Annotated in this window: 11 protein-coding genes; 7 read left to right on the forward strand and 4 right to left on the reverse strand. The window is 50.8% G+C overall.

The annotated features are described in order from the left end of the window. Window position 1 precedes the first annotated feature (1 nt). The 4 genes from H8730_RS01055 to H8730_RS01070 all read left to right on the forward strand — a co-directional run bounded on the left by H8730_RS01055 (window position 2) and on the right by H8730_RS01070 (window position 4,825). On the forward strand, window positions 2-748 hold the full coding sequence (locus H8730_RS01055) for an SDR family NAD(P)-dependent oxidoreductase (protein WP_249289159.1): 747 nt from the start codon (window positions 2-4) through the stop codon (window positions 746-748). A 30-nt stretch (window positions 749-778) separates the two neighbouring features. Beyond that, the gene (locus tag H8730_RS01060) at window positions 779-1,678 is read left to right on the forward strand and encodes an RraA family protein (protein ID WP_177718337.1); all 900 of its coding nucleotides are present in this window, start codon (window positions 779-781) and stop codon (window positions 1,676-1,678) included. Window positions 1,679-1,730: 52 nt separating this feature from the next. Then, window positions 1,731-2,777: a lactonase family protein gene (locus H8730_RS01065; RefSeq protein ID WP_177718339.1), complete on the forward strand. Its 1,047-nt coding sequence runs from the start codon at window positions 1,731-1,733 to the stop codon at window positions 2,775-2,777. A gap of 107 nt (window positions 2,778-2,884) precedes the next feature. Then, the gene (locus tag H8730_RS01070; RefSeq protein WP_177718341.1) at window positions 2,885-4,825 is read left to right on the forward strand and encodes a DUF4838 domain-containing protein; all 1,941 of its coding nucleotides are present in this window, start codon (window positions 2,885-2,887) and stop codon (window positions 4,823-4,825) included. A gap of 64 nt (window positions 4,826-4,889) precedes the next feature. On the opposite strand, the gene H8730_RS01075 is transcribed toward H8730_RS01070, so the two are convergent. The 3 genes from H8730_RS01075 to H8730_RS01085 are packed head-to-tail and all read right to left on the reverse strand — an operon-like array spanning window position 4,890 to window position 7,765. Continuing rightward, window positions 4,890-5,555: a DUF6320 domain-containing protein gene (locus H8730_RS01075; protein ID WP_177718343.1), complete on the reverse strand. Its 666-nt coding sequence runs from the start codon at window positions 5,553-5,555 to the stop codon at window positions 4,890-4,892. Window positions 5,556-5,567: 12 nt separating this feature from the next. After that, the gene (locus H8730_RS01080; RefSeq protein WP_177718345.1) at window positions 5,568-6,836 is read right to left on the reverse strand and encodes a condensation domain-containing protein; all 1,269 of its coding nucleotides are present in this window, start codon (window positions 6,834-6,836) and stop codon (window positions 5,568-5,570) included. 5 nt (window positions 6,837-6,841) lie between these two features. After that, window positions 6,842-7,765 carry an alpha/beta hydrolase gene (locus H8730_RS01085; protein ID WP_177718347.1) on the reverse strand — a complete coding sequence of 308 codons (924 nt, stop codon included), beginning with the start codon at window positions 7,763-7,765 and terminating at the stop codon, window positions 6,842-6,844. Between the two features lie 339 nt (window positions 7,766-8,104). Here H8730_RS01085 and H8730_RS01090 point away from each other — a divergent pair, with 339 nt between their 5' ends. Both H8730_RS01090 and H8730_RS01095 read left to right on the forward strand, forming a co-directional pair. Beyond that, a complete protein-coding gene (locus H8730_RS01090; protein WP_346726533.1) occupies window positions 8,105-9,694 on the forward strand; it encodes a peptide chain release factor 3 in 1,590 nt (529 codons plus the stop codon). A 20-nt stretch (window positions 9,695-9,714) separates the two neighbouring features. Continuing rightward, on the forward strand, window positions 9,715-11,448 hold the full coding sequence (locus H8730_RS01095; protein ID WP_177716428.1) for a DUF885 domain-containing protein: 1,734 nt from the start codon (window positions 9,715-9,717) through the stop codon (window positions 11,446-11,448). A gap of 147 nt (window positions 11,449-11,595) precedes the next feature. On the opposite strand, the gene H8730_RS01100 is transcribed toward H8730_RS01095, so the two are convergent. Beyond that, the gene (locus H8730_RS01100; RefSeq protein WP_249289163.1) at window positions 11,596-12,951 is read right to left on the reverse strand and encodes a sodium-dependent transporter; all 1,356 of its coding nucleotides are present in this window, start codon (window positions 12,949-12,951) and stop codon (window positions 11,596-11,598) included. 206 nt (window positions 12,952-13,157) lie between these two features. On the opposite strand from H8730_RS01100, the gene H8730_RS01105 reads away from it, so the two are divergent. Next, window positions 13,158-14,294, forward strand: a complete 1,137-nt coding sequence (locus H8730_RS01105; protein WP_249289165.1) for a glycosyltransferase — start codon at window positions 13,158-13,160, stop codon at window positions 14,292-14,294. The last annotated feature ends 17 nt before the right edge of the window (window positions 14,295-14,311 follow it).

Below are 14,311 nucleotides of genomic sequence, written 5' to 3' on the forward strand. Positions count from 1 at the left end.
AATGCAATGGAAGGAATTGGAAGGCAAAAAAGCGTTGGTGACGGGATCGACACAGGGGATCGGAAGAGCGCTGGCGTTAGCTCTGGCGTCATGTGGCGCGCGGGTTACCGTTCACGGCGCATCGAGCCGTGAGAAAGCCATGGCTGTGGCAGAGGAAATCACGGCGGCAGGGGGAGAGGCCTCCTGCGCCATAGCGGACCTGCGGCGGCTTGACTGCGCCGCCACTCTGTTTCAGCAGACAGGGCCTGTCGATATTCTGATCTTAAATGCCTCTGTTCAATATCGCAGAGAGTGGGCTTGTATTTCACAGGAAGAATTTGAGGCGCAGATGCAGGTCAATGTCCACGCAACTCTACAGTTGATGCAGGCCTATGTGCCAGGGATGAAGCAAAAAGGGTGGGGACGGATCCTAACCATTGGAAGTGTCCAGCAATATAGACCTCATGAGCAGATGCTGATCTATGCCGCGTCGAAGGAGGCGCAGATGAGTATGATCAAGAATCTGGCAAAACAGCTGGCGCCAAGCGGAATTACGGTCAATTCTGTTGCGCCTGGCGTCATTGATACGCCGCGCAATCGAGAGGTGCTTGCGGATGAGCAGTACCGGAAGGCGGTGCTCGCCAAAATTCCCTGCGGGTATATTGGCGCGGCGGAGGATCTGGCAGGAGCGGTTCTTCTTCTGTGCTCAGAGGGAGGACGCTATATTACGGGAATTGATCTTTTGGTCGATGGCGGGATGCATTTGTAGTGCCGCAATTGTGAAGGAGGAAATGAATCGATGCATTTCAATGATCGAGAGGAAATCATAGCTCTCACTCCGCAGTGGACTGGGGAGCGTTTTGCGGACGGAAGGCCCAAAGTGGCAGATCGATATTTAGATGCCCTCTATGGCATGACGCTAGAGGAAGTTTGGAAGCCGATTTTCTTGAAAGGGTATGAAAATCAATTTGAGGGAAAGCTTTCGACGCTGCACCAAGGGAAAAAAATGGTTGGACGGGCGGTAACCTGTTCTTTCTGCCCCACGCGGCCGGATCTGCATGAGACGGCGATGATCACCGGAACTTCTGAGGGCAGGAGAGGAACATACAATCAGTGGGTGATTGACAGCTTAGTTGAGCGGGATGTCGTGGTGGTGGATATGTATGATAAGATCTATAAAGGAACCTTTTTAGGTGGGAATCTGACGACGGCGGTGGCTGCGAGAACAAAAAGCGGCGGTGCGGTCATCTGGGGCGGAGTGAGGGATCTGGAACAGATGAAGGCCATTTCCGATGTACAGGTCTTTTACCGCGGGATTGATCCGACCCCCATCCGAGATTTTGTCATGACAGGCTTTAATACAACGACTCGAATCGGAGGCGCTGTCTGTCTTCCCGGGGATGTGGTGTTTGGCGCCGGAGGCGGAGTGCTGTTCATCCCCAGCCATCTGGTAGCGGAGGTGGTAGATGGAGCAGCGAAAACCCATGTGAAGGACATATTTGGGTTCGAGATGATCTCACAGGGGGTATTTACCACGGCGCAAATTGATCAGAGCGTTTGGTCCCGCCATATGCTGGACCGGCTCATTCGCTTTATCCAAACGGATGCCCGGGGAGAAGAGTATCGGGAGCTGGATTGGACGCAGGAGTACGCGGCAGCAGAAGAGCTGACGGGAGGATACGGGCAGTCTGCCTTATAGGGAATATGCGGTTTTACTCGGGCGGTGTATGGCACCGGAATGGAGGTCAAGTATGGAATCACTGTATATTGGAACGTATACGGACAGGCAGAGTGAAGGGATCTACGGAGTAACGGGAGATCCGGAGACGGGGCGGTGGTCATCGCCTGCCTTGCTGGCCAAAACTCTGTCCCCCACCTATATGTGTTGGAACACGGATCGAAGGGTTTTGTACGCAATCTCCGAGGAACCTTCCGAGATTGCGAGTCAAGCGAGAGGGAAGGTCATGTCGTACCGGCGCGACCCGGAGACAGGAGCCCTGACGGAGCAGAGCTCTGTAACGGCGCCGGGATTGGCTTTTTGTCATCTGGCGGTTGACAGCCAGAGCCGGTATCTGTTTGCCGTAAGTTACCGTGAGGCCTCCATCCAAAGCTATAGGCTCCGGCCGGATGGGTCCATCGGGGACCTTGTCTGTCACACGGTTCACTATGGCAAGGGGGTTAACCCTGAGCGGCAGGAGAATGCACACGTTCACTCTGTGTGGTTTTCACCGGATGAAACACGGCTGTGCATCTGCGATTTGGGTCTGGACCGGTTATACTGGTACAGCGTGGATTGGTCAACGGGACGCTTTCTATATGAAAACTCCCTTGCCTTTCCTGGCGCCAGCGGCCCACGGCATCTGGTCTTTCACCCAAATGGGCATTTTGCCTATGTGGTGGCGGAGCTGAGCTGCCAGATTTTCGCGCTGGCGTACACCCAGGAGGGGTTTCAAATTCTCCAATGCTTAGAACTTTTGGATGAAGCGGATCCTGATTCCACTGCGGCGGCCGTGCGCATAACCGGTGATGGGCGATTTGTCTATGCCTCCACCCGAGGGCAGGATGTGCTGACGGCCTTTCGCTGTGGGGAGGACGGCTATTTGACGCGGATTGCGCAATATCCCGCCAGAACCGCCCATCCCCGCGATTTTCAATTGATCCACGGTGACGCCTATATACTCTGTGCAGGGAGGGATTCCGATTCCCTCGCTGTCTTTCAGAGGAAGGCGGATGGTGGGCTCCAGTATGAGCATTCGATTGCCGGTCTATCGATGCCCGTTTGCATACTGCCTTTTTAACCGAAGCAAGGACGGCCTGCGAAATCTGTCGCCAGTCTTGAAATTCGCCGCCGTTTATGATATATTTAGTTGAACTGCCAAATTGCGTTTGACGAAAGGAGATTACTATGGCACGGGAATCATGTATAAGCGGGCAAGGCGAGGAAATTGTTACCTTTGCGAGAGAAGAGCTGGAACACTATCTGTCGCTGGCGGGAGATACTTTTCAGCCTCCCCGCATTGTTGTTGACAAGGAGTATGCGAAACAATGCTTTCCAGACGAGACAAACGGCCTCAAACCCGATGGTTTTGTGATCGGAAAAAAGAACGGCGAGGTTATGATCGGGGCGATCAATGACCGCGGACTGCTCTACGGAGTGTATGAGTATATTGAACACGCCGTCGGAATCCGTTTTGTCGACGCGCCCTATGGAGAAGTTGACACCGGAGTGCGTGATCCCCAATGGCCAGCAGAAACCATACTAGAAAATCCCACCTTTCCATATCGCGGCGGCAATATGCACATGGCGCGGAGTGATGAAAATTTCTGCTACAATGTCGACCGCCTTCCTAAATTTCGGTTCAACAACGTCCTTCTCTTTTCCCAGCAGCTGGATTTGCTCAAGCGGCACATCGGGGAGTTTAGAAAGCGCGGTATCTGCGTCACGCTGGGAGGGCATTGCTGGCCCTATCTCTTCCGCAATCGCGGTCAGGTATCGCCGGAGGAGTTTATGCGTGAGCATCCCGAATGGCACGCCCTTGTTGACGGGAAACGCATGATGTGCGAGGATTCTGAGGGGCACTTTTGTCTGTCCAATGAGGAAGCGGTAACAAATTTTGTGAACAACGCCCTTTCGATGATTGAAGAGTATAAGGAATGCATCGACATCATCAGCCTATGGCCGAACGACACAGATGCGCTTTTCTGTGAATGCGAAAATTGTGCTAAGCATCGAAATTCCGACCTTGTGCTGCGCCTGATAAACCGCGTCGCTGACGAAGTCGCGGTCCGCTATCCGTATATGCAGGTGGAAATGCTCGCCTATGAGGATTTCACCGCACCTCCCGAACATACCGTTCCGTCTCCCAATGTTTTGGTCAATTTTGCCGCCATACAGCGCGATTACCGTCTTCCAATTTACAGCGCGGAACGCCGCAATATAGCACTGTTCCGTGACCTTCGAGGCTGGCGTGCACTCCGCAAGGATCTCCCCATGATCGTATACGAGTACTACCGTCTGGACGGCACCACAAAGTCCTCAGTCATCGAGTATGAGCTGGAGCGCCTGCAAGAGGAAGGACTCATGGGCGTGATGGAGGATACTTTCCAAGTCAACAGGCCCGACGATGTTCAGGAGGCGATTGGCTTTATGACCTATCTGGAGTCGAAGCTGCTGTGGAATCTTGAACAGAGCGCGGATTCACTGCAGCGCGAGCTTGTGGAGGCGATGTTTAAAGAGCAGTCGTCAGTGGTCTTGCGATCGCTGCACCGGTTGGAGCAGATCCATTCGGGACGGGCATATTACGATCTTACGTGGCACGACTGGCGCCTCCGCCCGATACGCAACGTACAAGTGCAGAAAGAGCGCCTTGCCTTTATCACGGGGGAGCTTGCCGATCTCCGTGAACGTATATCCGAGGCAGCGCAGAAGTCAGAGGGAGCGGTTCGCGACCGCCTTTCCATGATGCTGGCTTCGCTGGAACGTCAGTATCAGTTCATGGCCGCCATCGAGTACCAAATCAAAGCGCAGCTTGTTTTTTTAACAGACGGCCCTCAAGAGGAAGCGGATGAGTGGCTGAGACGCGCTCTGGAGGTGCGGGGCCTTGAGGCGAGCGATCTGAGTCAGGATGCCATCCGGGCCTATTGTAAAGCCTACGGCGAGCTTCCCGAATCCTCAGTCCGTATGCTGATTCCCATGGACCGCAAAGACCGTGTGGGTCGAGTTGCCATCATGGAGAAATGTGAACATATCTGCAAGCGCATAATGGAGTCCGGCGAATGTATGCGCTGCACAATGCCAGTATGCATTAAGGCTGTACGGAATACGCCTCTGCGCGGGTATATCTGAGCTTTACAACGTATCAAAAAGGGGGCTGGCGCGATTTTTAGCGGTAGCCCCCTTGAACATTCTATCACAAATGAAATTTTTTGCGCAGTTCTGCCGCCATTTCCTTATGCCGAAAGATCGCCACATATGCCAAGAAGACAAGGCTGGTGCCGATGCAGATGACGGACGGATAGCGAACGGTTAATTTTTGAAGAAGCAGCGGAATCAGGGGCAGGAGGCCGAAGACACCCGCCATCAGCCAATAGCTCATATACTCTTGCACGGGGAGGTGTTGCACGGTGGAGATTGTCAGCATGGATGCGATCGTGAGGATGCAGACGGCAGGGATGACATACTCCATCGACCAGCCAGCCCAGCCTGTCCAGACATCCCAGAGGAGTACGGCGGCAGAGATGACAATGAGCTGCCATATGGCGTTTTTTAGCAAATTATGGCGCTTGACGATTCCAACCGCCAGCGCGACCCACATACAGAGCATTCCACCTACAACAAACAGGGACCACCAATAGGCAGTGGAAATCATGAAATTGAGGGAGACCGCTGCGATAGCCACCACGACACATGCGAATGAGAACCAGCGAAAGAAAGGCATTCCTGGATAGGACGTCTCTGGTATTTCTGGAAAGATGGGGTCCTTTTCATCGCTGGTGCCGGTGAGCTCCCCCTGGCATAAAGGACAGTGGGTATGGTTTGTCCGAATCGAAACATTGCATTTATTGCAAAATAGCATGACACACACCTCTCATTTACGCCGGTCCTGTTTTGCGGCGATTTCCACGTCGATTCCGTGACCTGACAGCATCCGGAAAAAGTTTCGCTGAACGGTTGAACTTTCAAAGCAGGAGGTAAAGCTTAATGTCAGCACATCCTGGAATGAGCAGACGCACAGCTCAAGCTTCGGCGTGCTGGTGAAAACATCGAAAAGCCGTATATATGGCGAGAATTCCTCCGGGACATGCAGAACCCCCAGATTGGATAAAATCGCTGTGGTGGAGCTGGTTGACGCCTTGGCGGCAATCCGCATCCCCAGATCCTTCAATGCAAGAGGCAGGAGGCGGAGAAAAACATTATGCTCTAGCGCGGCCAAATCATTCATTCGCAGGGAAATATTCTCCGATGTCAGCTCTTGCTTAAAAACGGTGTCTAAGTTTCGAATCACATCCTCAAAGGTCTCCATTCCGGCAAAGGTGTATCCTGCATTGATCCAGCCGAAAAAATTGCGGGCGGATTCAGAGGGAAAATAGTTTCGAAGGTTTACGGGAATCATGAGGACAATGGGTTTCTTTTCTTGCCGGCGACTTACATCCTGGTGTATCGCCGATATGAGAAGAGCTGTCAAGAACACAGTCAAGCTCGTGTGATACTCCTTGGCTTTGGCCAAAATCTTTTTGACAGAAACACAGCCTTCAAGGATTTGCATGTGCCCGTACTCATTTTTATATCCGTGAAGCTGGTACGCGTGGACGCGATTCTTCGAGGCCTGTTTTCTGTTTTTGGTATAGTATTGCCGGAAGCTGTCGCCGGCGCGCTCTTCGTCCGTCGCATCGTAGGAAGGGAGGAGGGGCTTCGGGGTAGTTTGGTCAAAATACCGGAGCAGAAGATATTGACAGACTAGGTGCTTTAAAAAATGCATGGCGCCCGTGCCGTCAGTCAGCGCATGGAAGACTTCAAAATTAATCCGCTTTTTATAGTATGTCACCTCAAACAGCAGTGTTTTCTTGTCTTTAATATACAGATGGCTGCATGGAAGCCGGTATTCCTCTCGTACAATTGGTTCGAGATCGCTGTCTTCAAAGTAATACCAGAAAATTCCTTTCCGTATCACAGAGCGGAACATCGGAAAACGGTCTAGAGTCAACACTAGGGCCTGTTGAAGCAATGGAGGGTCGACTGGATCGTATAGCTCGCAGGCAAATCGAAAGACGCGGCTGTCCTTTTTTCCACTTGTAGCGGGAAAAATTTTAGCGGCGTTATCAAGACTTCTCCAGCGCTTTGTCTTGCTGATTCGCATAGGATTTACACCCCTTTGAGAAAGTGATTGATCAATTGATAGCTCTGCCGAACGTGGCGAGACTGGATCCCTAGGGCAAAGTATCCGTGCAGCGCATTTCGAATGCGACGGATTTCCACCTCGTTGCCAAATTGCCGCAGTTTTTCGCCGTAGGCTTCCCCCTCGTCGCGCAGTGGATCATACTGGGCCGTGATGATCAGCGTGCGGGGTTGGCGGCTGAGATCTTTGGCAATCAATGGCGCGAAGTAAGGATTGGACAGGTCCTCGTCGCTGCTGCGATACAGGGCGAGGTATTGTTGAAGTTTTTTGGCAGTCAAGAGATAGTCGGTTCCGTTTTCTCTGACAGAAGGGTAGGGAGACGTTTCCGAATGATCATTATTGGTACAGGGATAGATTAAAATCTGCCGTTGGGGCAGAAACTCTCCCCGGTCGCGGGCCATGAGAGACAGTGCTGCTGCTAGATTGCCACCGGCACTGTCCCCGATGAGGGTGATCCGTTTTGGATTCACCTTCAACAGCAGGTGATTGCCGTATACGGCTTTCGCAGCTTCATAGCAGTCTTCCAGACCGATGGGAAACGGGTATTCCGGGGCGAGGCTATAGTCGATGGAGATGACCATATGGCTTGTATGACGGGCCAGGTCCGCACAGACTTTGTTGTACGTCTCCACGCTCTCGGTAACCCAGCCGCCTCCATGGATGAAAAGAAGAACCGGAAAGGGGTCTTCGATTTCACAGTCTGTTTCCGGCAGATAGACACGCAAAGGAACCTCATGGTCCCGATTATAAACCTTGGTATCCAGGGTGTGGTAGAAGATTTTCAAGGGATCCAATGCCTTTATCCCAGCCAACATCCGGGATTTGCGCACATCGATGTCCGAATAGGACAGAGCCTTTAGCGCTAAGCGCATCGCTTTGTTGATTGCCATAATTAGCCTCCCTGGTCTGGTTTTTTGTGTCCGCAGTGCAATCGAGCCTGCCAGCAGGCTCGATCACGGGCTTCGCCCTATGTTCGTCCATGCCAGCGCCCCAAAATGAGCAAGCTCATTTTGGGACTCTGCCATTCCCTCACGCACTGCTCATGGCTTTCGTGTATATTGTACCACAAAGCTGGCGAAAAAACTAGCAGTATATTGGAAGGTCTGGGGCGGGAAAATAAAGGTTGCAACGTTTTGCAAATAATGGTATAATAATTAAGTTTATAGGAAATCATCCCGCTGTCACGGAGACTTGCAGGGTGGTACGTTTTAATGTTTGGAGGAGCGATTTTGGCAGGCAACAACCAGAAGGAAATTGATAAGAGGCGGACGTTTGCGATTATCTCACACCCTGACGCGGGAAAAACGACGCTGACAGAAAAATTGTTATTGTACGGTGGCGCCATCGCACTGGCTGGCTCTGTTAAGGGGAAGAAGACGGCGAAACACGCGGTGTCAGACTGGATGGAAATTGAAAAGCAGAGAGGAATCTCCGTAACTTCGTCGGTCATGCAGTTTCAATATGACGGATACTGCATCAACATTTTGGACACACCTGGACACCAGGATTTCTCGGAGGACACGTATAGAACGCTTATGGCGGCGGATTCTGCTGTGATGGTCATCGACGCGTCCAAAGGGGTCGAAGCGCAGACGAGGAAGTTGTTCAAGGTCTGTATGCTGCGGCATATCCCCGTCTTTACTTTTATCAACAAGATGGATCGGGAGGCAAAAGACTCCTTCGACCTGCTGGCTGACATTGAGACTGAACTGGGAATCGAAACATGTCCCATCAACTGGCCCATCGGTTCGGGGAAAGAATTTAAAGGCGTCTATGACCGCATTCGAAAAGAAATCATCTCGTTTACGCCGGGCAGCGGTCAGAGAGAGGTTGAGGCGACCAGCATTGACCTGGCAGACGCAGGCTTGGACGCCTTGATCGGTGCAGACAAACGCGGGAAGCTGGTGGAGGAAATCGAGCTGCTGGATGGCGCGAGCCACGAATTTGACATGGAGTTAGTTCGGGCAGGGCAATTATCGCCGGTCTTTTTTGGATCGGCGCTGACCAATTTTGGAGTGGAGCCGTTTTTGAAGGAGTTTCTCCGTATGACCACGTCCCCGCTTCCCCGGGAGACGGACAGCGGAACGATCGATCCCTTCAGCCCCTATTTTACGGCCTTTGTGTTTAAAATACAGGCGAACATGAATAAAGCGCACCGCGACCGTGTGGCGTTCATGCGAATCTGCTCCGGAAAATTTGAAAAGGGTATGGACGTCTACCATGTACAGGAGAACAAACGGATGCGTCTGTCACAGCCACAGCAGCTGATGGCACAAGACCGGTCCATTGTGGATGAGGCCTATGCCGGGGATATCATCAGCGTCTTCGATCCAGGCGTTTTTTCCATCGGGGATACTATCTGTGAAGCAGGAATGGAGCCCATCGCCTTTCAGGGAATCCCTACCTTCGCGCCAGAACATTTCGCCAGGCTGAGGCAGGTCGATACTCTTAAGCGCAAGCAGTTTATCAAAGGCACGACGCAGATCGCCCAGGAAGGCGCAATTCAGATCTTTCAGGAACCGGGGAAGGGCATGGAGGAAGTCATCGTCGGGGTGGTGGGAGTTCTGCAGTTCGACGTGTTGGAGCATCGCCTCAACAATGAATACAATATTGACATCCGCCTAGAGGGACTGCCGTATCAATATATTCGATGGATCGAAAATGAAGAGATCGACTTATCATCTCTACAGCTGACATCCGATACAAAAATCATTCAGGACTTGAAGGGAAATCATTTACTACTTTTTACAAATGAATGGAATATCACATGGGCTGTGGATCACAATAAGGAATTGCGGTTATCCGAGTCCGGACGATAAAGTGTAAAAGGAGGGATTTCATGAAACATGTACGACAGCTGGCGGCAGGGATGCTTATGGTTTGGATGCTCTGTATTCTGTCCTCCTGTCAGCTTAAAAGTCAAGAGGAGCTGTTCGACCAGTACTTGACAGACGTTTTTAAGGAATCCGTTGTATCGGATAGTATTACGCTACATTTCATGCTAAAAGACCCGGAGGCATATGGCATTGACAGGATTGAGCCGACTTTGGGTTCCATCTCGCTGGAGGCGGATGGAGAGGAATCGGCATCGGAATCACTCAAAATACTAAAGAAATTTAAGTATTCGCAGCTCTCAGAGGAGCAGAAGATGTGTTATAGTATACTAGAAGCTTACCTGACGGTGGAACAGATGGCGGAGGGGATGGAGTACTATGTGGAGATTTGCAGTCCAGGACAGGGAATTCAGGCCCAACTTCCCACTCTGCTAGCGGAGTACAAATTCTATGTGGAGGAGGACATCCAGGATTATGTAGCGCTGCTCCACGATACAAAGCGCTATTTCCAGGAGGTCATTGCCTTTGAGCAGGAAAAATCAGAGCAGGGACTCTTCATGGCCGATTTTTCTCTCGATGAGGTGATACAGGGATGCCAGGATTTTGTAGACGCTGGGGAGGACAACGTGCTTTTGGCGACTTTCAGGGAACGTCTAGACGCCTTCGATGGACTGTCCGGTGAACAAAAAGCAATCTATGAGGAGCAGAACGTGGAAGCAGTGGCTGTGGTCGTTTCCGCCTATGAGACTTTTATGGAAGAGATGGAGAAGTTAAGGGGAACTGGCGTCAATGACGGAGGGCTTTGTAATTTTGACAGGGGACAAGAGTACTATGAGTATTTAGTCGCCAGTGGAACCGGATCGTCCAAAAGCGTAGATGAAATCGCCAATGCTCTGCAAAAGCGGCTTATTGCAGAGTCTCAATCGATGTATGAGTATTTGATGATGGATGAGAGTATCCTCGACCTAGCGGATCATCCGCCCTACGATACGGATGATCCGGCTACGATGTTGGAAGAACTGAAAGAGCGGATTGCCGAGGACTTTCCAGCGATTCCAGAAGTCCACTATGAAGTCAAGGAAGTGGCAGAGTCGCTACAGGGGAGCACAAGTCCAGCCTTCTATTTAATACCGGCCATCGATAATGCGGCGGAAAATGTGATCTATATCAACCCTTCGGAAGAATATGCCCATATGGATCTCTTCCCCACCATTGCCCATGAAGGCTACCCTGGGCATCTGTATCAGAACGTGTACTATAATTCCACAAATCCTCCTCTCTTTCGCCATTTGCTAAGCTTCCTTGGCTATTCAGAGGGATGGGCCAACTATGTGGAAGGGCTGTCCTATGAGTATTTTGGCTTTGAAAATGAGGCGTTGGTGGAGATCTTAAAGTGCAATAGCTATATCAACATTCAGCTTTCAGCCCTCCTTGACATCGGCATACATTATTATGGATGGGATCTGGAGGATCTGCAAGACTATCTCTCCCAGTTTGGGATTGAAGATGAGGACGACGTCCGTGATACTTTTGAGTATATTGTCGGCAATCCATCGGCGTATTTGAGCTATGCGGTGGGCGGAATGGAGATCTTGGAGCTGCGGGAAAATGCAGAGAATGAGCTGGGGGATGCCTTTTCCCTTAAAGATTTCCATAAAGCAATTTTAGATGCAGGACCAGCTCCCTTCAGCATTGTGGAGGAGTTTGTCGACGCCTATATTGAGCAGGCGGCCGCCTAAGGGAGCGAAAGAGGATAAAAAAATTGCCTGTTGCATCATGCAACAGGCGATTTTTTATCCTATAGGAAAGCCGCCGCAGGACCTGATTCCGAAGAACCGAAGGTTTTTCTTGAATCAAAGGATTCGGAGGCTTTTGCCGGAGAGGTTTCAGATGCGAATGATTCCCAGCGCGTTGAGGATTGAGCTGATGAGAATTGCCACTATACAGACCGGCGCTGCATATTTGATGACGACCACAAATAAGGATTCCCGCTTGAAAGGACCTGAACTTTTCACTTCATCGGAGATGGTTTTCGTTTTGATGACATACCCGATGAAAATGGAGGTCAGCAGGGCAACGATGGGCATGATGACACTGTTGCTCAGAAAATCAAACATGTCGAGGATGGACATTCCCATGAACTGAACGCATTTCCAGGGGCCAAATCCGAGGGAAGAGGGAATGCCGATGGCAATGGCGCCCAGGGCCACGACAATACAGGTTGTGTGCCGTTTCCAGTGCAATTTGTCCTGAATGATGGAGACGACAGTCTCCATCAGCGAGATGGCGGAGGTCAGCGCGGCAAAGAAGACCAGCAGGAAGAAGACTCCACCGATGGCGGCGCCAAGCTTCATGCTGTTGAACACCTCAGGGAGGATGATGAACATGAGGCTGGGACCTGATTTTAGCACCGATTCATCCCCACCGGAAAAGATAAAGACAGCGGGGACGATCATCAACCCTGCGATGATGGCGATCCCTGTGTCAAAGAGTTCAATCTGTTTGACGCAGGATTCCAGATTCACATCCTTTTTCATATAAGAGCCATAGGTGATCATAATTCCCATAGCCAGAGACATGGAATAGAAAAGCTGTCCCAAGGCTCCCAAGACGGTGTTGATCGAAAATTTGCTAAAGTCCGGTTTAAAATAATAGGCGACGCCCTCCAGTGCGCCGGGGCGGGTTACGACGAAGCCCGCGATGAAGATGGATAGAATCACGAGCACCGGCATTAGGACTTTGCTGGCCTTCTCAACTCCCTTTTCCACGCCAAATAGGACGATGATCGCCGTTATGGCGATAAACAGACAGAGCCAAAATATAGGCTGTCCCGTCTGGCCGATAAAAGCTTCAAAATACTGTCCACCCGCTGTGGCGGCACTGTTGCCGGATACAAAGACAGTAAAGTACTTGATAACCCATCCGCCGATGACACAGTAGTAAGGAAAGATGATCATGGGGACGATGGAAGTCAAGTATCCAAGGAATGACCATTTGCGGTTCAAGGCTTTAAAAGCACCGATGGCAGATAATCCAGTCTTGCGGCCGATGGCAATCTCCCCGATCATCAAAGCGAAACCAAAGGTTACGGCTAAAAGTATGTAGATTAACAAAAAGATACCGCCGCCATATTTTGCAGCCAGATAAGGAAACCGCCAGATATTTCCTAGCCCCACGGCGGACCCGGCAGCGGCCAGGACAAATCCAATTTTTCCTGAGAAGTTACTGCGCTCTTTTCCCATTGAGAGAACCCCCTGTAATAGTATTGACAACCATTCGATTATGCCATAAAATTCTAAAAGATTCAATATATTTTTGTAAAAAAGATAAGAAGAAAAAATCTCAACGAGGCGGGCAAGGGAAAATTTTGGGAAAGACTAGCGCATCGGTGGAATTCATGCTATAATACAGACAATGTGGTTAAGCTGAAGAGAAAGGATCGGGAGCGATGGTAATTGTTTTGGTTATCGACCGGTATGACCAGTTGAACAATGGAACGACAATGACGGCGTACCGTTTTGCGAAGATGCTAGAAAAACGAGGACATGAGGTGCGTGTCGTTGCGGTAGGCGACCCGTCGGTAAATCCATATGCAGTTCAGGAATTCAAATCTCCTGTTTCGCCTATTGCACATAGCCAGGGCTTTTTATTTGCAAAGCCTGATAAAGCGGTATTCAAGAAGGCATTTGCCGGGGCGGATCTGGTGCATTTTCTGTTGCCGCTGCCCTTTGAGAAGAGTGCGTATAAATATCTTCGTCAGATGGACATCCCAATGTCAGCGGCATTTCATTTGCAGCCAGAGAATATTACCTTTATCACCCATACCGATTGGTGTCCCGCGCTGGCCAGGGGAATCTATAAATTTTTTAACTGGTATTTTTACCAGTATTTTACCCATATACATTGTCCGTCGCGGTTTATAGCCGATCAGCTGAAGATAAATGGATACGCCGCGAAAACTCACGTCATATCCAATGGCGTCGATGACGATTTTGTGCCGGCTACAAAGCGCCAGAAACATCAGGATGGACTTTTCCATATTTTGATGATCGGCCGGCTTTCCCCTGAGAAACGACAGAAGGTTCTGATCGACGCCATCCGCCATTCCAAGTTTGCGGACAAGATTCAGCTGCATCTGGCGGGAAACGGCCCTTGTAAGAAAAAATTGATGGAACAGGGGAAAGAGCTGAAACATCAGCCCACCTTTGGATTCTATTCCAAGGAGGAGCTGATTCAGTTGATTCACGCCTGCGATCTCTATGTCCATGCGTCTGTCATCGAGATCGAGGCTATATCCTGTATGGAAGCTTTTTCCTGTGGGCTGGTCCCTGTCATATGCGATTCAGACCGCTCCGCGACTCCGCAGTTCGCAATTGATGATCGAAGTCTCTTCAAACCGGATGATAGCAAAGACCTAGCGCAGAAAATCGACTATTGGATCACGCATCCCATGGAGAGGGAGAGAATGTCAAAGGAATATGCGAGTCAGGGGGACCGGTACCGGGTCGAGCAATCCATTTTAGAGGCGGAGAAGATGTTTCAGGAGGTCATAACAGAGCACGCAGCAGCCAAGGCAAGGCAATAGGGGATATAAGAAGGGGA

This window comes from Bianquea renquensis, from assembly GCF_014384895.1.
GTDB classification, from domain to species: domain Bacteria; phylum Bacillota; class Clostridia; order Lachnospirales; family Bianqueaceae; genus Bianquea; species Bianquea renquensis.